At 62.6% G+C, this 21,561-nt stretch carries 17 protein-coding genes and 2 pseudogenes; 11 read left to right on the forward strand and 8 right to left on the reverse strand.

Annotation, left to right across the window (positions count from 1 at the left end; all coding sequences use genetic code 11):
• The first annotated feature begins 77 nt into the window (after positions 1-77).
• Entirely contained in the window at positions 78-671 is a 594-nt protein-coding gene (locus tag QZ648_RS14175) for a hypothetical protein (RefSeq protein WP_291997435.1), read from the forward strand.
• Positions 589-1,464 carry a CorA family divalent cation transporter gene (locus tag QZ648_RS14180; RefSeq protein WP_291997436.1) on the forward strand — a complete coding sequence of 292 codons (876 nt, stop codon included), beginning with the start codon at positions 589-591 and terminating at the stop codon, positions 1,462-1,464. The genes QZ648_RS14175 and QZ648_RS14180 overlap by 83 nt, the downstream gene beginning before the upstream one ends.
• Before the next feature lie 51 nt (positions 1,465-1,515).
• On the opposite strand, the gene hemL is transcribed toward QZ648_RS14180, so the two are convergent.
• The 3 genes and pseudogenes from hemL to QZ648_RS14195 all read right to left on the reverse strand — a co-directional run.
• A complete protein-coding gene (gene hemL / locus QZ648_RS14185) occupies positions 1,516-2,796 on the reverse strand; it encodes a glutamate-1-semialdehyde 2,1-aminomutase (protein WP_169067441.1) in 1,281 nt (426 codons plus the stop codon).
• The gene (gene thiE / locus QZ648_RS14190) at positions 2,768-3,445 is read right to left on the reverse strand and encodes a thiamine phosphate synthase (protein WP_169067479.1); all 678 of its coding nucleotides are present in this window, start codon (positions 3,443-3,445) and stop codon (positions 2,768-2,770) included. Before thiE ends, hemL begins: the two co-directional genes overlap by 29 nt.
• A 16-nt stretch (positions 3,446-3,461) precedes the next feature.
• Positions 3,462-4,264 (reverse strand): annotated as a pseudogene (locus tag QZ648_RS14195) (hydroxymethylpyrimidine/phosphomethylpyrimidine kinase); the annotation flags it as partial.
• Between the two features lie 946 nt (positions 4,265-5,210).
• On the opposite strand from QZ648_RS14195, the pseudogene QZ648_RS14200 reads away from it, so the two are divergent.
• The 4 genes and pseudogenes from QZ648_RS14200 to QZ648_RS14215 all read left to right on the forward strand — a co-directional run bounded on the left by QZ648_RS14200 (position 5,211) and on the right by QZ648_RS14215 (position 13,778).
• Positions 5,211-5,572 (forward strand): annotated as a pseudogene (locus tag QZ648_RS14200) (response regulator).
• Positions 5,573-5,586: 14 nt separating this feature from the next.
• Positions 5,587-6,096, forward strand: coding sequence for a chemotaxis protein CheW (locus QZ648_RS14205; RefSeq protein ID WP_169067436.1), 510 nt, complete (start codon positions 5,587-5,589; stop codon positions 6,094-6,096).
• Between the two features lie 70 nt (positions 6,097-6,166).
• A complete protein-coding gene (locus tag QZ648_RS14210) occupies positions 6,167-8,338 on the forward strand; it encodes a methyl-accepting chemotaxis protein (RefSeq protein ID WP_169067435.1) in 2,172 nt (723 codons plus the stop codon).
• 40 nt (positions 8,339-8,378) lie between these two features.
• The gene (locus tag QZ648_RS14215; protein ID WP_291997437.1) at positions 8,379-13,778 is read left to right on the forward strand and encodes an Hpt domain-containing protein; all 5,400 of its coding nucleotides are present in this window, start codon (positions 8,379-8,381) and stop codon (positions 13,776-13,778) included.
• On the opposite strand, the gene QZ648_RS14220 is transcribed toward QZ648_RS14215, so the two are convergent.
• On the reverse strand, positions 13,756-15,207 hold the full coding sequence (locus tag QZ648_RS14220; RefSeq protein WP_291997438.1) for a deoxyribodipyrimidine photo-lyase: 1,452 nt from the start codon (positions 15,205-15,207) through the stop codon (positions 13,756-13,758). The genes QZ648_RS14215 and QZ648_RS14220 overlap by 23 nt on opposite strands.
• Before the next feature lie 44 nt (positions 15,208-15,251).
• Between QZ648_RS14220 and QZ648_RS14225 the strand changes: the two genes are divergently transcribed.
• From QZ648_RS14225 to QZ648_RS14245, 5 genes are all read left to right on the forward strand, one after another.
• Positions 15,252-15,812: a YqgE/AlgH family protein gene (locus QZ648_RS14225; protein ID WP_169067432.1), complete on the forward strand. Its 561-nt coding sequence runs from the start codon at positions 15,252-15,254 to the stop codon at positions 15,810-15,812.
• On the forward strand, positions 15,805-16,260 hold the full coding sequence (ruvX, locus tag QZ648_RS14230; RefSeq protein ID WP_291997439.1) for a Holliday junction resolvase RuvX: 456 nt from the start codon (positions 15,805-15,807) through the stop codon (positions 16,258-16,260). Before QZ648_RS14225 ends, ruvX begins: the two co-directional genes overlap by 8 nt.
• A gap of 80 nt (positions 16,261-16,340) precedes the next feature.
• Positions 16,341-16,847, forward strand: coding sequence for a bifunctional pyr operon transcriptional regulator/uracil phosphoribosyltransferase PyrR (gene pyrR, locus QZ648_RS14235; RefSeq protein ID WP_211203779.1), 507 nt, complete (start codon positions 16,341-16,343; stop codon positions 16,845-16,847).
• Positions 16,840-17,799, forward strand: a complete 960-nt coding sequence (locus QZ648_RS14240; protein ID WP_169067430.1) for an aspartate carbamoyltransferase catalytic subunit — start codon at positions 16,840-16,842, stop codon at positions 17,797-17,799. Before pyrR ends, QZ648_RS14240 begins: the two co-directional genes overlap by 8 nt.
• Positions 17,800-17,802: 3 nt before the next feature.
• On the forward strand, positions 17,803-19,056 hold the full coding sequence (locus QZ648_RS14245) for a dihydroorotase (protein ID WP_169067429.1): 1,254 nt from the start codon (positions 17,803-17,805) through the stop codon (positions 19,054-19,056).
• 167 nt (positions 19,057-19,223) lie between these two features.
• Here the strand turns inward: QZ648_RS14245 and QZ648_RS14250 are convergent, their stop codons facing one another.
• Genes QZ648_RS14250 through QZ648_RS14265 form a run of 4 tightly spaced genes read right to left on the reverse strand, consistent with a single transcriptional unit; the run spans position 19,224 to position 21,558 of the window.
• A complete protein-coding gene (locus tag QZ648_RS14250) occupies positions 19,224-19,514 on the reverse strand; it encodes a DUF167 domain-containing protein (protein ID WP_291997440.1) in 291 nt (96 codons plus the stop codon).
• 3 nt (positions 19,515-19,517) lie between these two features.
• Entirely contained in the window at positions 19,518-20,057 is a 540-nt protein-coding gene (locus tag QZ648_RS14255) for a YggT family protein (RefSeq protein ID WP_169067427.1), read from the reverse strand.
• Entirely contained in the window at positions 20,057-20,872 is an 816-nt protein-coding gene (proC, locus tag QZ648_RS14260) for a pyrroline-5-carboxylate reductase (RefSeq protein WP_169067426.1), read from the reverse strand. The genes QZ648_RS14255 and proC overlap by 1 nt, the downstream gene beginning before the upstream one ends.
• Complete coding sequence (locus tag QZ648_RS14265) at positions 20,869-21,558, reverse strand: YggS family pyridoxal phosphate-dependent enzyme (RefSeq protein ID WP_169067425.1); 690 nt, start codon at positions 21,556-21,558, stop codon at positions 20,869-20,871. The genes proC and QZ648_RS14265 overlap by 4 nt, the downstream gene beginning before the upstream one ends.
• Between the last annotated feature and the right edge of the window lie 3 nt (positions 21,559-21,561).

The raw sequence follows: 21,561 nt of genomic DNA on the forward strand, positions 1-21,561 counted from the left end.
GAACATTTTCCTGCCCTTCCGGGAATGCTAAACTCCCGCCCCTTATAGTGCGGCATTCACATCGGCGAGGCACAACCTTGAGCGACGAAAACAAGCGGCTGGCGCCCGAAGCGCTGGAAAAAGGACTCGCCGACGTTCATCTCGACGAGGTGCGTTCGCTGCTCTCGCTGCAAAAGCGCGTCGAGGAACTCGTCGAGCCCTTGTTGCGCGACCAGGACAGCCTGGCGCTCGACGAAGCCAGCGCCGAGATCCAGCAACAGTATCGCCGCGAACTGCGCCAGAAGCTCAGGCTGATGCCGCCGAAAGAAGTTGCCTATATCATTGAAGCGCTGGAGCCCAACGAGCGCCTGGTGGTCTGGGAAGAAGTCAAGGAAGGCGCCGATCCGATCCTGGCCATACTTTCCGACGATATCCTCGAAGAGTTGATCGACGACAGCCATTACCGCAACGAGAAAACGGCGGTCACTGCTTTCGAACTGCACGCCGGCCACCTGCGTCAGATCGCCATTACCCGCCCCGAAGACCTGCAGGGCGTGCACCCGATCTGGGTGGACCTGATCGCGCCCACGAAGAAAATCCGCAACTGGATTGGCCGCCGCTTCGAAGTCGACTTGCCCGACCCCCGGCAGCCTCACCGATCTGGAAGCCAGCGCCCGTTTCTACGTCGATGAAGAAGGACATATTCACCTGCATTCGGACTTTCTGCTCGATACCAGGGAAGAGTCGCGCAACGTCCCGGTGGCCCTGATTCTGCAGAACGACATCCTGTTCACCATCCGCACCGAGGAATTGCCGGTGTTCCGCCTGCAGCGCGCGCGCGCGCGCACGCGGCCCGGCTATGTGACCGACGGCAAGGACGTCCTGCTCGACCTCTACGCCGCTGACGTGGAGTACTCGGCGAATGCGCTGGAGGATGTGTACGCGGAACTCGAGCGGGTCGGCAGGCAGGTGCTCCGTTCACACGTCACCGACCAGGAAGCAACGCAGATCCTGGCGGCCATTTCCGAGGCCGAGGACATCAACGGACGCACCCGGCGCAACGTGCTCGATACCCGCCGCGCCCTGTCGTTCCTGCTGCGCGGCCGCTTCCTTTCCGACGCGCAGCTGACCGACGGAAAGGAAATCCTGCGCGACATCGAGTCGCTCGACGGCCACACCGCCTTCCTGTTCAACAAGATCAACTTCCTGATGGATGCCACCGACAGCGCGATCAACATCAACCAGAACAAGGACATCAAGCGGCTGACGATTCTCAGCGTCATCTTCATGCCGATCAACGTCCTGGCCGGCATGGGTGGCATGTCGGAGTTCACGATGGTGACCGAGGGCATTCCCTGGCCGATCGCCTATTCGGCACTGCTCGTCGGCATGGTGGGCATCGGCAGCTGCATGTATTTCGGGCTGAAATATTTTGAGAAGCGCAGACTCAAGAGCAACCGCGCCGCCAACCGCAGGACCGCCTGAATACAGGGCTGCCCTGCCCACGCTGCACCAGGCGGCCAAACACCATCCCCATCACCAGGCCTTGAACAGCGCTTCGGCAGCAGCGACAGTCGCCGCAATATCGGCCTCCTCATGCGCTGCCGAAACGAAACCGGCTTCGTAAGCGGCGGGAGCGAAGTAGTGGCCGGCGTCGAGCATACCGTGAAAGAAGCGGTTGAAGGCATGCACATCGCAACTCATCACTTCGGCGTAGGTCTGCGGACACTCGGAACGGAAGTAGAGTCCGAACATGCCGCCCACTGCCTGCGCTGAAAACGGGACGCCGTTTTTGGCTGCCGCAGCTCGCAAGCCATCGGTCAGCTGCCGGGTACGCTGCGTCAATTGCTCGTAGAAACCGCTCGCGCGGACGCGCTTCAGAGTCGCCAGGCCCGCCGCCACAGCCACCGGATTTCCGGACAGGGTGCCCGCCTGATAGACCGGACCAAGGGGCGCCACCTGGGCCATGATTTCCCGACGACCGCCGAAGGCACCCACCGGCAGGCCACCGCCGATCACTTTGCCAAGCGTGGTCAGGTCCGGCGTGATGCCGTACAGCCCCTGCGCGCCCTTGAGGCCGACCCGGAAACCGGTCATCACCTCGTCGAAAATCAGCACTGCGCCGTGCTCGCTGCACAAGTTGCGCATCGTCTGCAGAAATTCCGGCCGCGGCATGACCAGGTTCATGTTTCCGGCGACCGCTTCGACGATTACCGCCGCGATCTTCGCGCCGTGCTCGGCAAACGCCGCTTCGAGCCCGGCGCTATCGTTGTAGTCGAGAACCAGGGTTTGCCGGGCAAGGTCAGCAGGCACGCCTGCGGAACTCGGATTGCCGAGCGTCAGCATCCCCGAACCGGCCTTGACCAGCAGACTGTCGGAATGGCCGTGGTAGCAGCCCTCGAACTTGATCAGCAGGTCACGCCCGGTATGGCCGCGCGCCAGGCGGATGGCGCTCATCGTTGCCTCGGTCCCGGAACTGACCAGGCGCACCATTTCCAGCGAAGGCAGCAACTCACACAACAGATCGGCCATATCGACCTCACTTTCGGTCGGCGCGCCGAAAGACAGCCCGCGCAGCGTCGCTTCCTGAACCGCCGCCAGCACGCCCGCATGCGCGTGCCCGAGAATCAACGGCCCCCAGGAGCCGACATAGTCGATGTAGCGCTGACCGTCGGCATCGGTGACATGGGCGCCGGAGCCGGCAACGAAGAAGCGCGGCGTCCCGCCGACCGAACGAAAAGCACGCACCGGCGAGTTCACGCCACCCGGTATGTGCTTCTGGGCACGCTCAAAGAGTTGTTGATTTTGGGAGATCAAGAGCATTTTCCTCGAATAGTTGTTGATAAGCGGCGGCGCGCGACGCCACGTCGGGGGCCTCGAAGAGATCACTGATCACCGCCAGCAGATCGGCACCGGCAGCCAGCAGCGGCGCGGCATTCTCGACGGTTATACCGCCAATGGCACAGGCCGGCAGCTGCAATTCGGCGCAACAGCGAGTAATCAGCGACGGCGAGGCACGCACCGCCAGCGGCTTGCTGGACGAGGGGTGCATGGCGCCAAAGGCCAGGTAGTCCGCGCCAGCCGCCGCGGCAGCGCGGGCGCGCTCGAAGTCGTTGTAGCACGAAGCGCCGAGCAGACGAGCGCCGCCAAGCGCCTCGCGCGCGGCCGACAGCTGGCCATCGGCGGCGCCCAGGTGCAGCCCGTCGGCGCCTACCGCCAGCGCCAGCGCCAGGTCGTCGTTGATCAGCAAACGGGCGCCGAACTGCCGGCAAAGCACGAGCAAAGCGCGCGCGGTCTCCGCCCGGCGAGCCGCGTCACCGCCCTTGTCGCGATACTGGACAAAGGCCGCGCCGCCCTGCAAGGCCTCCCGAACCCGCTCCAGCAGGACGGTCGCGGCCAGGCAATCAGGGGTGATCGCGTAGAGGCCGCGCAGCGGCTGCTGGGGATCCTGCTTCCGTTGCTGCATGAGCGAGCAAATCGTGTCAGACAAGGAGAGCTCCGCTGCCAGCGCGCAAGCGGAAGAAGCGATCCGGCAGGTACTGGCCCATGCCCGCACGAAAACCGGCCGCCAGTGCTTGCCAGGTGTACGCCTGCGCCGCCTGCACCGCCTCGCTCACCGGCAGGCCACTGGCGAGATGAGCGGCTATCGCCGAGGCCAGCGTACAACCCGAACCGTGATAGCTGCCGGGCAGGCGGTCCCAGACGTCGCTGCGCAACAGCCCGCTCTCGCGGCCGTAGAGGCTATTGACAACGCGTGGCGTATTGTCATGCGTTCCAGTCAATAACACGTACTGGCAACCGAAGGAAAGCAAGCGCTGCGCGCAGTCATCTAGGGCCCGGGGCGCATCCATGCCCTCCCCTTCTTCCGCCTCGTCAGCGAGGCGACGCGCTTCCAGCGAATTCGGCGTCAGGATCGTGGTCCGCTGGCCAGCAAGACCTCGCGCAGCGTGGCAATCATTTCGTCATCGGCCAGTTCGTCGCCGCGCCCGGAGGCAGTACCGGGTCGAGAACCACCGGCACATGCGGGTAATCGGCGAGAATTTCGGCGATGACGTGCATGTTCTCGGCACTGCCCAGGAGGTCCGATCTTGAACGCTGCTACCGGCATGTCCTCCAGCAGGGTTCGCGCCTGACGTTCGACCCATGTCGGCAGCGATGGCGAAAATACTGGCGACTCCGAGGGAGTCCTGAACCGTCAACGCCGTGATTACCGATAAAGCGTGACAGCCGAGCGCCGAGGCAGTCATCAGGTCGGCGAGAAGCCGGTCGCGCCAGAGGGGTCGCTGCGCCCGCGAAACTTTCAATCAATGATCGGTGGAGGCATGTGCACAGGGGCATAGGTGGTCATCAATAAGCAAACACGCGGGGTTACTAACGCGAAAGAAGTTACAGAATTTCGTGTCTCCGAACAAGAATTAACCTTGGCAGCAGAAGGGAGAGAGGGGGGGTTGGCTAGAATCGAACGGGGTTTTTTCGCTATTCTAATCCAAAAACTGAAGGTAGCCAGTATGAACACTAGCAAACGAACATACCACTACTAACCGGGAATGTGCCTCACTCTGCGATTAATTTATGACGAAGCAGCCGGCAGCCCGACGAAGTTGGCCTCGCCCCTGGCACTCGCGGTTAAGGTAGTTCAATCAACTGGAAATGTCCAGATGTTGCGGTGCGCGCAAGGAAGAACTTCGAATGGTTCGAGATTTTGTGGAAGACAAGTTGCGTTATAGTAATGTAAGAAGGAGAAGATGACGTCCGAACGCGAATCGTCTTCAAATAAAAACCTGAAGCCACCCTGGAGGGAGACCAATTGGCTGAAGCGGCAAGCGCGCGGCTCAAGGTCAGGGTCATTGACGACAGCCAATAAATACGCCGTTTAGCGCGGAAAATTTTCCTGTTAAGTGCCGGCTGCGGGGTTGCTGCTGGCAGAGGACGGTTTCGATGCCTTGCAAAAATCGGGGGGACCATTCAGCCAGAACGGCATTTCTGGGACATCGCCTAATGCCACGACTCGACTGGCTACAGACCTGTGCGTGATAAAGAAGAGAACCAGCGGTTTTCGTCTACACGACATTTTTTGGATCATGCCTGTCACGAAGGATGGCTTGTCTCGACCGTGCGCGCGGCGCATGCTCGGCTCGGACCAGTACTTCTGACCAAGCCATTCACCAAAGACAGCCTCCTGCAAGCGGTCGCCACTTTTGCACGCCGTCAGCCTGAGGAAGCCCAACGCCATGACCATCAAGAAAATTCTCGTCGTTGACGATTCGCCTACCGAGCGCCATGTCATGAAAGCACTACTGACCAGCAGCGGTTATGAGGTCATTACAGCCAACAGTGGCGAAGAGGGAATCGCCAAGGCGAAAAGCGAATTGCCGGACCTGATCCTGATGGACGTGGTCATGCCAGCCTGAATGGCTACCAGGCAACCCGCACCTTGACACGTGACGAGGCGACTCGCAACATCCCCGTCATCGTGTGCACCACCAAAGGGCAGGAAACCGACAAGATCTGGGGCTTGCGCCAGGGCGCGCAGGATTACCTGGTCAAACCCGTCAACGGCCCCGAGCTGCTGGCCAAAATTGCAGCACTCTGACTGCCAGCAAGCGCATGACCAAAAAGATCAGCCTGCACGATTTTCAGTCTTACCTGGCGGCACGGCTCGCCGGCATGGGCAATCAGAGTTCCGCCGGCTTGTTGGGTATTCAGGCGGGTTCGGACTACTGGCTCCTGGACCTGACCGACTCCGGCGAAATCGTTCCGCTGACCCCGCTGACGAGCGTTCCCTTGACCCAGCCGTGGTTCGCCGGCGTCGCCAATATCCGCGGCAACCTCTACTCGGCAGTCGATCTGTCAGCCTTTCTTGGCAAGGAAGCGACGCCGCAGAATGCGAGTTCGCGCCTGTTGTTGATCGGCACCCGCCACGGCAGCAACGCCGCCTTGCTGGTCACGCGCATGATCGGCCTACGTAACGTCGAAGCCTTGCACCTCGAAGCGTCCGATCCGGCAGCGCCGGCCTGGGCACAGGAGTCATACAGCGACAACGAAGGGCGGCGCTGGAAGAAACTCAAGGTGCGGGAACTGCTGGCCGACGAGGCGTTCATGGACATTGGCGTGTGAGCCACATCCATGAATAACTCCTCGGCTACCATCAGTAACACCGTAGCCACCGTGTAACCGGAGAAGCAATATGACGTTGAAGTCCAAGCTGCCGAGTTTCTTGTCCGGTACGACAGACCCGGCCGGCGAGACCCTGGATGCTCGCACGGTGATGGATGCACACCAGCCGACGAGCGGCGATCAAGGGAAGACCCCATTTCCGCTGCCTGTCCTCGGCCGCTACCCGGTTGCCAAACAACTACAAATTCTTGGCGGCACGCTGCTGCTGGTGATGCTGATCATTGCTGCCGTGGTTTATCGTGACGACCGACAGTCAACCTACGGCACCGCCTACATCGCCACTGCCGCTGACATGGGCATGCTCTCGCAGCGACTGGCCAAGGCATCCAGCCTGGCTTTGCTTGGCGATGCGGCGGCTTTCAAGCAACTCAGGGATTCGCGCGACAGTTTCGTGACCAGCCTCGACCGACTGATCAATGGTGGCGAACTGGGCGCTACACTGGTGCCCGCATCGCCGGCAAGCGTGCACCCGCAGTTGCTGTTCCTGACCGAGGCCTGGAAGAAGACCGACACCAATGCCGGCCGCCTGCTGGAGATGGAGAAAAACCTGATCTCGCTCGGCAAGGACGTCGCCTCGATCAACGACAAGAACCCGCAACTCCTCGACCGCTCGGAGCAGATCGCCGCACTCAAGCTGCAGAACAGTGCCGGCATCCGCGACATAGCCGTCGCCAACCAGCTGGTGATGCTTACTCAGAGGATTGCCAAGAACGCCAATGCACTGCTCGTCGGCGACGCCATCGACGCGGAGGTCGCCTTTCTCCTGGGCAAGGACACGAACACCTTTCGTGACCACATCAATGCCTTGAGCAAAGGCAGCGAGGTGCTGCGCATCAGTGCCACCACCGACGCCGATACCAAGCAGAAGCTCGGCGAACTCGATACCAGTTTCAGCGAATACCGGACTGCCGTTGGCGGCATTCTCGGCAATCTGCAGCGCCTGGTAATTGCCAAGCAGGCAGGTTCGCAGATCTTTCGTGACAGCGAGGAGCTGCTTCATGCCACTGAGCAGCTGGCCCAGGCTTACCAAGCCAACGTCATGAAGCGCACCGGTTACGGCTTCGCTCTCGCCGGCCTGATCGTGCTTGCCATCGGCCTGCTGTTCCTGTTGGCTAGGAGCTATCTTACGGAGAGCAAGCGACAGGCGGAGACCGCCGAACGCAGCCGCCAGGAAACCGAGGCGGTGAACCGCCAGAATCAAGGCGCCATCCTGCGCCTGATGAACGAGCTCGGCGACCTCGCCGACGGCGACCTGACAGTCACCGCGACCGTCTCCGAGGACATCACCGGCGCCATCGCCGACTCCATCAACTACACCATTGAAGAGCTGCGCGTCCTCGTCGGCCGCATCAACGATGCTGCCAGCCGCGTCACCGACGCCACCGGAATGGCGCAACAGACCTCTGCCGAGCTGCTCGCCGCTGCCGAGCGGCAGACCACCGAAATCAAATCGGCCGGTCAGTCGGTGCTGAGCATGTCAACGTCAATGACCAACGTCTCCGGCGATGCCAAGCAGTCGGCTACCGTCGCCCGGCAGTCCTTGGCGGCGGCCGCCAAAGGCACCAAGGCGGTCGAGGACTCGATCAAGGGAATGAACAAGATCCGCGACCAGATCCAGGAAACCTCGAAGCGGATCAAGCGTCTCGGCGAGTCGTCCCAGGAAATCGGTGAAATCGTCGAACTGATCTCGGACATCACCGAGCAGACCAACGTCCTGGCGCTCAACGCCGCCATCCAGGCGGCCTCCGCTGGTGAAGCCGGGCGCGGCTTCACGGTCGTTGCCGAAGAGGTGCAGCGCCTCGCCGAACGTTCGGGCGAAGCGACCAAGCAGATAGGTGCGATCGTCAGGACCATTCAGACCGACACTCAGGACACCGTCTCGGCGATGGAGGAATCGACCCGCGGCGTGGTCGACGGCGCCCGACTGTCGGACGCCGCAGGTCAGGCCCTGGCCAAGATCGGTGAAGTTTCGAGCGAGCTCACGGCCTTGATCGAAACCATCGCCGGCGCCACCCGTCAGCAATCGGAATTGGCCACCAAAGTGGCCCGCAAAATGCAGGACATCCTGCTGGTCACCGGGCAAACGACGGCCGGCACACAAAAAACTGCGACGGCAATTGGCGAGCTGGCCGGTCTGGCGACAGAACTGAAAGGCTCGGTTGCCGGTTTCAAAGTTACTTGAACGCCCGCGGCTATAGACTGGAGTGGAGAACCCTTCCCGGATGAATGCCCAGACGGACTTCGATATCGGCCCGCTGACCTGGGTCAAGAGCGAGATCGACCTCGCGCTGGAGCGTGCCGACAAGGCACTGCATGAGCTTGCGGCAAGCGTGGCCGTCGCCAACGCCGACCTCGGCCAGGTCAGATTCTGTCGTACCCACCTGCACCAGGTGCAGGGCGCGCTGACCATCGTCGGTCTCGACGGCGTCACCCAGTTTACGGAAGCGCTGGAGGCCCTCCTCGAGGCGGTCGAACGTCAGGAGCAGCCGTGCAGCGCAACCCACATCGAGCTGGCACGACGCGCAATGGCCAGCCTTCGTCACTACCTCGATGACCTGATCGGCGGCCAGCCAAACCAAGCCCTTCGCCTGCTACCCGTGTATCGAGAACTGCAGGCGGCGCGCGGACAAGAACGTGTTCTGGCGACCGATCTCTTCTTCCCCGACCTGCGCGTACGCCCCCCCCGTCGTAACGGCAGTAGCCCGAAAATTGGCGGCGGCGAGTTTCACAGTCGCCTGCGGCAGCAGCGCGCTTACTTCCAGCGCGGCCTGCTGTCGTGGTTGCGTGCGCCGCAGAGCGGTGCCGGGGTGCCGGAAATGCTCAACGCCGTCAAACGCATCGATGCCCTCCAGGAACTACCCTCCGCCCGTGCTTTCTGGTGGGTAGCCACCGCCTTCCTGACCGCGCTGGCCGAACGGGCGCTGCCAGCGGATGCCGATGCCAGGCAACTGTGCACGCGCATCGACCTGCAGATTCGGCGACTGCTCGAAGGTTCGAGCAATGTCGCCGAACGTCTGATGCGCGACGCGCTGTATCTGGTCGGCAACGCGGTCAGCAAGCAGCGCGCCGTCAACCGCGTCCAGGAAGCCTACCAGTTGGCCGCGCTGCTGCCCGGTGCGGCGCCCGAAACAGCGGTCGCTGAGGAATCCGTCCGCCGTCGCTTGCGTGAAGCGATCGCCGGCACAGAAGAGTCCTGGAACAAGTTTTGTGCCGGCAGCACGCAGGCACTGCCGACGTTCCGCAGCAACGCCACGGCCTTGGCCGCGGTGGTCGAAGAACTTGGCCAGGCCGACTTTTGCCGCCTGGTTCAGGCCATCGGAGAGGTGGCCGAATTCCTGCTCAAGGCGCCGATAAAGCACAGCGAAGCGCTGGCCATGGAAACGGCTACGGCCATCCTGCTGGCGCTGAATGCGCAGGGAAACATCCAGTACCTGGACGGCAGCTTCACGCACCAGGTCAATGTAATGGTCGATCGGATTCATGGCTGCCTTTCCGGAAAGCCACTGTCACCGGAATCGGAACTGCCATCACTCGACGAAATGTCTCGCCAGGCGCAGGAAAAGCTGCTGATCAGCCAGGTGGCCCGGGAGATCCAGAACAACCTGACGCACGTCGAACAGGTACTCGACGGTTTCTTCCGGGACGTCGACAAAGGCGCCGATCTTGAAGGCCTGGAAACGCCGATGCGACAGGTCATCGGTGCGCTGACCATGATGCGCCACGAGACGGCGGTTGTGGTGCTGAAAAAGTGCGCCGCCGACATCAAGGCTTTCTCCGCAGCAGACTATGTGCCGCTGGAGACCGACTTCGAGCAACTGGCGGAGAAACTGTCGCTGCTTGGCTTTTTCGTCGACGCCCTGCAGCACGGTGCGACGGACTTCGATGCCTTCGTCAGAAAGATGGAGTCCAGCACTGGCCGCGAGGTACTCGTCGAGGAACCCGCAGCGACGGTCGAAAAGGAACTCGAGCAGCAAAAACTCGACGCGCACGCCTTGCTGCAAGCGCTCAAGGAACAACCAGACGATGCCCAGCTGCGCAAGCAAGTCGCCAAACATCTCGCGGCCCTGCAAAAAGACAGCGATCTAGTAGGCGACAAGGACGGCGGACCACAGATCAAGCAACTGCTGTCGGTGCTGGCCGCCGCTGGCGACGCCGGCGCTCAGCTCGACGCGACAATGGCCGCGCTCAAGCCGCAAACCACCGAGACACCACTCCCCTCGGCTGAAACGATCCAGCTCTCACAGGCCACTAACGAGGAGTTAGACGCCGAAATCCTGGAAATTTTCCTTGCCGAGGCGGAAGAGGTACTGGCCAGCATCGACCACAACTTCCAGTTGCTGAAGACGCAGCCGCACGAGACGGCGTTGCTGACCGCCATCCGCCGTGCAGTGCATACACTCAAAGGCAGTGGCCGGATGGTTGGACTCAGGGATTTCGGTGAAGCGGCGTGGTCGGTCGAACAGGTTCTCAACCTGTGGCTGCGCCAGGAGCACGAAGTCACGCCAGCGCTCGTCGACCTACTCGGCCAGGGCTACAGCGTCTTTGTCATCTGGGTCGAACATCTGAAGACCGGCAAGGTTCAGGCGCCCGATGCCACGGCAATGATGGCCCTGGCCGCGTCGCTGCTGCGCGCCAGCGAGGACAGCAGCGCCATCGAAACGCCTTTGCCGGAAGCAGCGGCAGAACCCAATGATCGCGCCGGCGATGAACGCAGCCTACGCCAGAGGCTGACCATCACCTCGGCGCTCGCCGAGATTTTCAACGAAGAGGCGGGAGCTCACCTGGCAACGCTGCAGCATGAGTTCACGGTTCTCGAAAGCGACCCACTGGCACCCACCACGCACGAGATGTACCGTGCCGCTCATACGCTGGCCGGCATCGCCGGAACGGTAGGTATCGAGCCAGTGAATCACCTGAGCATGGCCCTCGAACACGCCGTGTCGCGGCGCAACCAGGCGGCCAATCCGGATAGTGTCGGAGCGCTGGAAACGATCCGTCAGGCAATCGCCGGGCTGGCCTTGATGCTGACGGACGTCGCCGGCTTCCACGAGCCCGAAGCAGCACCGGTACTGATTGATGCGCTTGCAGCGCTGTACCTGGAGCTGTCCGTCGAAAAACGGGCAGCGCTTGCCGAGGAGGGAGGCGACGCCGGCAGCGGAGACAGCGAAGGCGGTGAAACCAGCGCCGCAGCCCTGGATGGCGAAGTACTGGAGGTCCACGAGCGGGTATCAGCAACGGCCGGACCACAGCTGGCGCCGGTCACGGCAACGCAACCGTCAGCGGCAGCGCTGAGCGGAAGCGGACTCGAGGTCCCGGAAATGCAGGATGAGCTCGACGAGCAGCTCCTGCCGCTATTTCTGGAAGAGGCGCTCGATCTCACCCAGAGCATTGCCACGCAATTGCGCGCCTGGCGCAGCAAGCCTTCCGACAGCGATGCCCTGCGGCGTCTGGCGCGCCTGTTCCACACCCTCAAGGGTAGCGCACGCATGGCCGGCGCGATGAACCTTGGCGAGCTGACGCATGCCATCGAAACGCGCATGGCGGAAGCGCAGCAGGCGGAAAATTCGCCGCTCGAACTGATCGACGACATCGACAACGCTTTCGACGTCATCGTCCAGATTGTCGAACGGCTGCAACGTGGCGAGCTCGGCGACGCCCCGGTCGACGTCCCCGACGAGGCCGTCGGAAAAATTGCCTCGGACGCCGAGTTGGCGTGGACGGCTGCCGACCACGATGCGCCTGCGGAAGCGCCCGAGCAACAGCAGGAAGGCGAAAGCGATGGCGGCGAACAGCGTGCCTTGCTGCGCGTGCGCGCCGACCTGATCGATCGCCTGGTCAATGAAGCCGGCGAACTCTCGATTGCGCGGTCGCGGATCGAAGGCGAAATGCGGGCCATCAAAGGCTCCCTGCTCGACCTCACCGAAAACGTGATCCGTCTGCGCCGGCAATTGCGGGATATCGAACTGCAGGCCGAATTGCAGATGCAGTCACGCACTGCGCTGGCCGATGAACGCCGCCCGATCGATTTCGACCCGCTCGAATTCGACCGCTTCACGCGTTTTCAGGAACTGACCCGGATGATGGCCGAATCGGTCAACGACGTCGCCACCGTGCAACAGAATCTGTTGAAAAACCTCGACGACGCCAATGCGGCCATCCTCGCACAATCGCGTCTGAACCGCGAACTCCAGCAAGAGCTGATGTCGGTGCGCATGGTGCCATTCAGCAGTATTGCCGATCGCCTGTACCGAATTGTCCGCCAGGCCGGCAAGGAACTCGGCAAGCGCGCCAATCTGGAAATCAGTGGTGGCCAGTTGCAGCTCGACCGCACGGTCCTCGACAAGATGCTGGCGCCGCTCGAACACATGCTGCGCAACGCCATCGCCCACGGCCTTGAAAATACGCCGCAGCGTCTGGCCAAGGGCAAGCCGGAAATCGGCGAACTGTCTCTGAAGCTGACGCAGGAAGGAAACGAGGTCATTGTCGCCTTTGCCGATGACGGCGCCGGACTCGACCTGCAGCGCTTGCGCGAGCGCGGCCTGGCCGCTGGCCTGCTCAACGAGGAGCAGGCCGCGGACGAAGCGCAGATCGTGGAGATGATCTTTGCACCAGGCATCTCGACGGCCAGCGGCATCTCGCGCCTGGCCGGGCGCGGCATCGGCATGGATGTCTTGAAGAGTGCCGTCGTCAGCCTTGGCGGCCGCATTGAAGTCCTGTCCACGCCCGACCAGGGGACGACCTTCCGCCTTTATCTGCCACTGACGCTGGCGGTCACCAAGGCCTTGCTGGTGCGCTCCGGCCAGCGCGAGTATGCAATTCCGGCGGCAATGATCGAGCAGGTACTCGACCTCAGGGAAAAGGGGTTGACACGTATTCGCGAGGCCAATGCCGCGCTGTGGAGCGGTAATCCCTATCCCTTCCACTATCTGCCACACCTCCTCGGCGAGCCACAAGCGCTGCCCGAACGGCATAGCCAGTACTGGGTCCTGCTGCTGCGCAGCGGCACCCGCCGCGTAGCGCTACAAGTCGACGAAGTACTGGGCAATCAGGAAGTGGTGGTCAAGAATATCGGACCACAGCTGGCGCGGGTCATCGGCGTGTCGGGAGCGACGGTGCTTGGCAATGGCCAGGTGCTACTGATCCTGAATCCGGTTGCGCTGGCCAGTCGCCCGCGTACGGCGATCCCCGTTTCGCCGCTACCGACGCTACGCCATGCGGCGAGTACCGGCAGTGTCGCCGCCACCCTGCCGACGGTGATGATCGTCGACGACTCGCTGACCGTGCGCAAGATCAGCAGCCGCCTGCTGGCCCGTGAAGGCTACCAGGTGATGACCGCCAAGGATGGCGTCGATGCCCTCGAACAACTGGTGGCGATCGTCCCCGATGTGCTGCTGGTGGACATCGAAATGCCACGCATGGACGGCTTCGAGTTGACGCGCAACGTGCGTGCCGACGAGCGCTTGCGGGGCGTCCCGATTGTCATGATCACCTCGCGGACGGCCGAAAAGCACCGTCACTACGCCTTCGAACTGGGCGTCAATCACTACCTGGGCAAGCCTTATCAGGAAGAGGAGCTGCTGCGCCTGGTGGCCGCACACGTCAGGGAGCAGCGAGGCCCTTGACGACCGCGTAGCGCTGCAGGGTCAACTGCCTGGCCTGCTGATGGTCGACCAGCGGTGCCGGCGTATCGCGTCCGACACGCACTCCGCAAGCAACCTGCTCAGACAGGCTCATCCGCCATGGCGCGTGGATGAAGCGGTCGGGGACGGCAGCCAGTTCCGGCAGGTAGCGGCGAATGAACTTGCCGGCGGGGTCAAAGCGCTCCGACTGCAGCACTGGATTGAAGATCCGGAAATAGGGTTGTGCATCGCAGCCACTCGAGGCCGCCCATTGCCAGCCGCCGTTGTTGGCGGCGAGATCGAAATCATTCAGCTGGGCGGCAAAATAAGCCTCACCGCGCCGCCAGTCGACACCCAAATCCTTGCTCAGAAATGAAGCGGTCAGCATGCGCAGGCGATTGTGCATGTAGCCCGTGCCATTGAGCTGGCGCATCGCGGCATCGACTAGCGGATAGCCGGTACGGCCGGCGCACCAGGCGGCGAAGGCCTGCTCGGCAGGCGGCCCTTGCTCCCAGGTGATGGCCTCGTAGGCCGGTTTGAATGCACGCTCGGCAACCTGCGGGAAGCGATCGAGAATCATGAAGTAGAAGTCGCGCCAGACAAGCTCCGAAAGCCAGGTCGCAGCGCCCTCATGGCCGGGCCGCAAGGCGCCCGCGGCAATCGCTTCGGCGACCAGCTCGCGAATCGAGAGGGTCCCGAAACGCAGGTGGACCGAGAGGTAGGACACCCCTTTCACAGCCGGAAAGTCGCGCTGCTGCCGGTAGCCAGAAATTCGCCCGAGAAAATCGGCCAGCAATTGCCGCGCGCCCGACATCCCCGGAACAAAGCCCAAGGCGCGCAGGTCGGTGGCGGCAAAACCGAGTTCCGCCAACGCAGGCAGCCGCTGCACATTGGACGGCCTGACCAAGGTCCCGGCACCGCCCTCGCCGGGCTGCACGTCGTCCTCGGTCAGGCGCTTCAGCCAGGCTTTCTTGTACGGGGTAAACACCGTAAACGGTCGCCCAGCCTGGGTCAGCACTTCGTCGCCGTCAAGCACCGCCTGGTCCTTGAAAGACTCGAAGGCGATACCAACGGCGTTCAAGGCAGCGCTTACCGCGGCATCGCGGCGCTTGGCTTGCGGCTCGTAATCACGATTGGCAAAAACCGCGGCGACGCCGAGCTCGCCAGCCAGCCGGGGGATCTCCTCAACAGCCCAGCCATGGCGTACCAGCAAGCCGCCGCCGCGCCGGCGCAGAGCGGCGTCGAGCTCAAGCAAGGATTCACGAATAAACTCGACGCGTCGGTCGGTGCGCCTGACCAGGGAATCGAGAATTTCGCGATCGAAGAGAAACGCGCAATGGACGCGCCTTCCTCGCCGCAGGGCTTCGCCAAGCGCAACGTGATCAATGTCACGCAGATCGCGCCGAAACCAGACCAGAATGGAATCGAGCATGGATTACCTTTGTGTCCGCCGCCGCCGCCGATTAAAATAAGACCATGAAAAGCATCAACCTCACCGACCATTTTCTCATTGCCATGCCGGCCATGGCAGATCCGTATTTTGCCAGGACCTTGGTCTACATTGCCGAACACAATGCGCGTGGAGCGCTGGGTGTGATCGTCAATCGACCGATCGACATGAGTCTGGGAACGCTGCTCGGCAAAATCGACGTCCCGCTGGCGAGCGAAGGCTTTGCCCAGCTGCCGGTTCTTTTCGGGGGGCCGGTACAGACCGATCGTGGCTTCGTCCTGCACCGACCGCTCGGCCAATGGCAATCGACGCTGGTGATCAACGAGCAGGTCGGCCTCACCAGTTCGCGCGACATACTGCAATCGGTCGCCGAGAAAGGCCAACCGCAGGACTTGATGGTCACCCTCGGCTACTCCGGCTGGTCTGCCGGCCAACTCGAACACGAACTGGCCCAGAACGCCTGGCTGACCGTCGCTGCCGAGCTGCCGATTCTCTTCGACTTGCCCTACGAGGAACGCCTTGCCTCGGCACTGGACCTGTTGGGGGTCAGCCTTACCAACCTTGCCGACCAAGTCGGTCATGCCTGAGAGCAGCGGCCAGGCAACTGGCGCCGTGCTCGCTTTCGACTTTGGAGAAAAACGGATTGGGGTCGCGACGGGCGAGTGGCAAGTACGGCAAGCGCACGCGCTGACCACCATTCACGGCGAGGCGAACGCACCGCGCTTCGCCGCCATCGCCACCCTGATCCAGGAATGGCAGCCGCGCTCCCTGGTCGTCGGACGACCCCTGTCGCTCGACGGCGACGAACACGCCATGACCGCTCGCTGCGAACGTTTCGCCAATCAGCTGCGCGGCCGCTTCGGGCTCAGCGTCGACTACGCCGACGAACGGCTTTCATCGGTCGCCGCCCAGGAAAGCCTCCGTTCGGCCGGGCACAACTCGCGCAAGGCCAGCAAGCATCTTGATGCCGTCGCCGCCCAGTTGATCTTGCAGGACTATTTCGACAGCCGTAGCGACAGCGGTGCGAGCCCCTGATGCAGCAGTCTCCATAGGCGCCAAAACACGCCTTTTCCGACACCCCTACATGCCTTCACCAGCCCCTGACGAGCAAACAGATGCCAGCCATTGAACTCCCCGACGCCGACGTGCAATGCCGAGAACTCGCTGAACTTATCCGCCCCCGGCTGCGACCGGACACGGTCCTGGTCGGCATTCACAGCGGCGGCGTGTGGGTTGCCCGACGGCTGCGTGATCTGCTCGAACTGAACAACGAGATCGGCCTGATCGATGTCTCCTTCTACCGCGATGATTACGGCGAGAAAGGCCTGCATCCACGCGTCCGGCCGACGTCGATCCCCTTTGATGTCGAAGGCCGGCCGCTGATCCTGGTCGACGACGTGCTGTACACCGGACGCACGACACGGGCGGCAATCAACGAACTGTTTGACTACGGTCGACCGGCGAGTATTCAGCTCGCCGTACTGGCCGATCGCGGCCAGCGTCAGCTACCTATTTGCGCCGACTTCTGCACCTGGCAGGTCGATCTCGACCCGACGCAGGAGCTGCTGCTCTCTGCGGATGCCGACGCTCAGCTGCAGTGGAGTCTCGCCGGCAATGCATAACCCACAACTCAACGCCAATGGTGAGCTGACGCACCTGCTGTCCATCGAGGGTTTACCGCGTGAACTGATTCATCAGATCCTCGATACTGCGTCGAGCTTCATCGAAGTCTCGGATCGTGACGTCAAGAAGGTACCCTTGTTGCGTGGCAAGAGCGTCTTCAACGTCTTTTTCGAGAATTCCACGCGCACGCGGACCACTTTCGAAATTGCCGCCAAACGCCTCTCCGCGGACGTCATCAACCTCGACGTGACGCGCTCGTCGACCGCCAAGGGTGAAACCCTGCTCGACACCGTCGACAACCTGATCGCCATGCATGCTGACATGTTTGTCGTACGGCATGCGGCCAGTGGCGCCCCGCACCTGATCACGGAGCATCTGCGCCGCCTCGGACGAAACGACGTGCACGTGGTCAATGCCGGCGACGGACGACACGCCCACCCGACGCAGGGTCTGCTCGACATGTACACCATTCGCCACTACAAGAAGGATTTCAGCAATCTGGTAGTCGCGGTAGTCGGCGACATCCTGCACTCCAGGGTCGCACGCTCGGACATCAACGCGCTGACCACGCTCGGCGCCGCCGAAGTACGTGCCGTGGGACCGAAAACCTTGCTGCCCGCCGCGATCGAAAGAATGGGTGTGCGCGTCTGCCATGACCTGCGTGAAGGGGTGCGTGATTGTGATGTGGTGATCATGCTGCGTCTACAAAACGAACGCATGAACGGTGCGCTGCTGCCTTCCGCCCGCGAGTACTTCAGCTGTTACGGACTGACGCCAGCGATCCTCGCACTCGCCAAACCGGACGCCATCGTCATGCACCCGGGGCCGATGAACCGGGGCGTGGAAATCGACTCCGACGTCGCCGATGGACCACAGGCGGTAATCCTGCCGCAGGTGACCTTCGGAATCGCCGTGCGCATGGCCGTACTGGGCATTCTGGCAGGGAACTGAACGATGAACAGGCAAAACCTCCACATCCGAAATGCGCGGCTGATCGATCCCAGGAACGGCCTCGATGAGCCGCTCGACCTGTTCGTCAGCGACGCACGCATTGCCGCCATCGGCCAGCCGCCCGCCGGCTTCTCGGCGGACCGCAGCGTCGACGCCAGCGGACTGATCGTCTGCCCTGGCCTGGTCGATCTGTCGACCAGGCTGGGCGGCATCGAACCCGAACTCGCCGCCGCCGTCGCTGGCGGCGTCACCTCGCTGGCCTGCCCGCCGGACACCAAGCCACCGCTCGACGAGCCGGGGCTCATCGAACGCCTGGTACGACGCAGCGAAACGCTTGGTTTGGCGCGCGTCTATCCGATCGGCGCCCTGACGCAGGCCCTGGCAGGCCAGCGGCTTGCAGAAATGAACGGCCTCGCGCGTGCCGGCTGCATTGGCTTCTCGCAGGCCAACCAGCCGATTGACACGCAGTTGCTGCTGCGTGCCATGCAGTACGCGGCCACTTTTTCGTACGCGCTGCGCCTGCGACCGCAAGACCAGTTTCTCGCCCGTGATGGCGTTGCCCACGATGGCGAAGTCGCGTCACGGCTGGGGCTGACCGGGATACCCGTGTCGGCGGAAACCGTGGCCATCGCCACGGCGCTGCAACTGGCTTCCGAAACCGGGGTCCGCCTGCATCTTTCGCGTTTGTCCTCGGCTGCCGGCGTCGAACTGGTCCGGGCAGCAAAGCGTTCGCAGCTGCCGGTCAGCTGCGACGTGTCGATCCACCACCTGCATCTTTCGGAAATGGACATCGGCTACTTCGACAGCAACGCTCGCTTCGACCCGCCGCTGCGCGCACAGAGCGACCGTGACGCGCTCCGCGCCGCCGTTCGGGAGGGCCTCGCGGCCATCTGTTCGGACCACACCCCGGTCGATGCAGATGGCAAGCAACTGCCATTCGCCGAGGCCACACCCGGGGCCACCGGCCTGGAGCTCTTGCTGCCACTGACACTGCTGTGGGCGCAACAGGTGCAGCTCCCATTGGCCGAGGCGCTGGCCCGCATCACCTGCGATCCGGCCGAAATCCTCGGCATCGACGGCGGTTCGCTGAGCGTCGGCAGTCGCGCCGACATCTGCATCTTCGACCCTGACGAAGCTTGGCGCGTTAGCCCCGAGGCCTTGCGCAGCCAGGGCAAGAACAGCCCCTACCTGGGTTACGAAATGAGCGGCAGAGTGCGCATGACGCTGGTCGGCGGACGCATCGTTTTCGAGGCTTAGGCGATTGCCGGAAAAGAACATACCAGATTGCGCCGGATTTTCGGTCGGCTTCAAGGCGCGACAACAGGCGCATAGTCGAACTATGTAACTGCTGTCGCAACACAGAAGACGGGCGAAAAGACAAGCAGGATGGTAGGTTTTTTGACAGAAATCGCCTTAAGCGCCGCTCACTGCCCGAGAAGCCGCCGTAGCGTGTCCGCCGACACGCCGCGCAACATCAAGACCTTGCGACGCGAGTTGTGGCCACTCTTCAGCTCGACCAGCGACTTGGCCAGCCCCAGCCGCTGCGCTAAAAATTCGAGCAGCGCGGCATTCGCGCGACCGTCGATCGCAGGCGCCGCCAGGCGGACTTTCAGCGCGTCCCCGTGCAGGCCAACGATTTCGCTACGCTTTGCTGCCGGCTGAACATGGATGCTGAGGGTCAGCGTAGCGCCGCTCTCGCGTAGCCAGTCGGCCACCGACTAGAGAAACATCAGCACTAGCTGCGCCAGGACGATGGCGATCAAGGGCGACAGGTCGACCACCCCGATGCGCGGAACGAAACGCTGAATAGGCTCGAGAAAAGGCCTGGTCAGCTGCCCGACAGGCTGGCTCAGAGGCGAATACGGACTGACCCACGACAATACGGCCTGTACCAGCAGGGCACCAATCAGCAGATAGATACTCATGCGCAGGGTAGCCAGCACGCCCTGCCAGAGCAGAATCGGCAGCAAGTCCAGCGCTGACCGGGCTTCGCTCCCGCCCTGTAGTGAAACGACGGCGACGACAAGAACAAGCTGCAGCAGATACGCCGGCAAAAGGCTCGCCAGATCGAGTCCCCACAGGCCGGGCAGCGCTTTGCGCAGAGGCTTGACCAGCCAGTTGGTCAGGTCGACAACGAAAGTGCCGACCTGATTGTTGAACGACACCCGAAAAGCCTGCATGTAAAAGCGCAACAGCAGCGCAACGCTCAGCACACCGGTGACCACCTGCAACAGAAACAAAACCGCCTGCCCCGCCATCAACTATCCTTTCCCAGCAGCACGCCCAGTTCACGACTGCGCGCGTTGGCCGCCTGCACGCCAGCGATGAAGCCTTCCCTGACGCCGCGGTCTTCCATCACTTGCAGGGCGGCTTCGGTCGTTCCGCCTTTCGAGGTGACACGCTCACGTAGCACGGCGGCGGCTTCATCTGACTGCACCGCCAGCTTGGCCGCACCGAGTACCGTTTCGATGGCCAACTGGCGCGCCTGGACTGGCGTCAGACCGAGTTCCGTCGCGGCCTGCTGCAAGGTCTCGATGAACAGGAAGACGTACGCCGGCCCGCTGCCAGAAACCGCGGTAACGGCGTCCATTTGCTCCTCATCGGCCACCCACAGCGTACTGCCGACGGCTTGCAGGATGCGCTCGGCACCCAACCGCTCGGCCATCGAGACCGCCGGCAGCGCGCACAGGCCGGTGATGCCGGCACCGATCAGTGCCGGGGTATTGGGCATCGCGCGCACGATCTTGCTATAGCCGCCGAGCCAGCGAGCAATGTCTGCCAGGCGCAAGCCGGCAGCAATGCTGATGATCAATTGCTGCTTGAGGCGCTTGGGGAGCGTCGCACAGGCAGCGTGCATTTGCTGCGGCTTGACCGATAGCAGCAGCGCATCGCAGTCGAGCGCAGCGGCTGTTGGTGCCTCGTAACAACGTATTCCGTACATTAGGCGCAGCTTGGCGCGCCCCTGCGCACCGACCTCGATAACGGCGATATCGGCGGCCGAGAACCCGGTTTTCACCAAGCCACCGATCAAGGCGTTGGCCATATTGCCGCCACCCAGGAAAGTAATTCTCATGCTTTGTGTCTCTCACCAAAAATCGCGGTACCCACACGCACCAAGGTTGCTCCCTCGGCGATCGCCGCTTCCAGATCGTGCGACATACCCATCGAAAGCGTATCCAGCGCCAGCCCGCCGGCTTGCAGTTGTTCGGACAGTTCACGCAGCATGCGAAACGGACGGCGCTGTTCCAGAAAGACGTCACTGCGCGCAGGAACGGTCATCAGCCCACGCAAGCGCAAGTTTGGCAGCACGCCAACCGCCTGCGCCAAGGCCAAGGCTGCGGCAGGCGAAACCCCGCCCTTGCTGGCCTCGCCACTGACATTCACCTGCAGACAGACCGACAGTGGCGGCAGTGACGCAGGCCTTTGTTCGGAAAGACGTTCGGCAATTCGCAAGCGGTCGATAGAATGCACCCAGTTGAAATTCTCGGCAAGCAAACGGGTCTTGTTACTCTGCACGGCACCGATAAAATGCCAGTCCAGCCCCAGGGAAGCTAGTGCCCCCACTTTCTCGAGACCTTCCCGGACAAAGCTCTCACCAAAAGCAGCCTGCCCGGCAAGTGCCGCCTCACAAACGCACGCAGCAGGCCAGGTCTTGCTGACCGCGAGCAGGCGAACATCGCCAGGGTCACGTCCGTACTGCCGCGCGGCGCTGGCGATTCGCGCGAGAACGGCTTGCAGCTTGGCGGAGAGTAAGGTCATAAT

The organism is Candidatus Accumulibacter sp. ACC012, from assembly GCF_907163155.1.
Classification (GTDB): domain Bacteria; phylum Pseudomonadota; class Gammaproteobacteria; order Burkholderiales; family Rhodocyclaceae; genus Accumulibacter; species Accumulibacter delftensis.

What these genes read in the sequence shown, in the direction of transcription:
- QZ648_RS14225 (WP_169067432.1), top strand. Translation starts at nt 15,252, where the DNA reads ATGAAAAGCATCAACCTCACCGACCATTTTCTCATTGCCATGCCGGCC.
- QZ648_RS14210 (WP_169067435.1), top strand. Translation starts at nt 6,167, where the DNA reads ATGACGTTGAAGTCCAAGCTGCCGAGTTTCTTGTCCGGTACGACAGAC.
- QZ648_RS14245 (WP_169067429.1), top strand. Translation starts at nt 17,803, where the DNA reads ATGAACAGGCAAAACCTCCACATCCGAAATGCGCGGCTGATCGATCCC.
- QZ648_RS14255 (WP_169067427.1), bottom strand. Translation starts at nt 20,057, where the DNA reads ATGGCGGGGCAGGCGGTTTTGTTTCTGTTGCAGGTGGTCACCGGTGTG.
- QZ648_RS14265 (WP_169067425.1), bottom strand. Translation starts at nt 21,558, where the DNA reads ATGACCTTACTCTCCGCCAAGCTGCAAGCCGTTCTCGCGCGAATCGCC.
- pyrR (WP_211203779.1), top strand. Translation starts at nt 16,341, where the DNA reads ATGCCAGCCATTGAACTCCCCGACGCCGACGTGCAATGCCGAGAACTC.
- QZ648_RS14220 (WP_291997438.1), bottom strand. Translation starts at nt 15,207, where the DNA reads ATGCTCGATTCCATTCTGGTCTGGTTTCGGCGCGATCTGCGTGACATT.
- thiE (WP_169067479.1), bottom strand. Translation starts at nt 3,445, where the DNA reads ATGCAGCAACGGAAGCAGGATCCCCAGCAGCCGCTGCGCGGCCTCTAC.
- QZ648_RS14240 (WP_169067430.1), top strand. Translation starts at nt 16,840, where the DNA reads ATGCATAACCCACAACTCAACGCCAATGGTGAGCTGACGCACCTGCTG.
- proC (WP_169067426.1), bottom strand. Translation starts at nt 20,872, where the DNA reads ATGAGAATTACTTTCCTGGGTGGCGGCAATATGGCCAACGCCTTGATC.
- QZ648_RS14215 (WP_291997437.1), top strand. Translation starts at nt 8,379, where the DNA reads ATGAATGCCCAGACGGACTTCGATATCGGCCCGCTGACCTGGGTCAAG.
- QZ648_RS14205 (WP_169067436.1), top strand. Translation starts at nt 5,587, where the DNA reads ATGACCAAAAAGATCAGCCTGCACGATTTTCAGTCTTACCTGGCGGCA.
- ruvX (WP_291997439.1), top strand. Translation starts at nt 15,805, where the DNA reads ATGCCTGAGAGCAGCGGCCAGGCAACTGGCGCCGTGCTCGCTTTCGAC.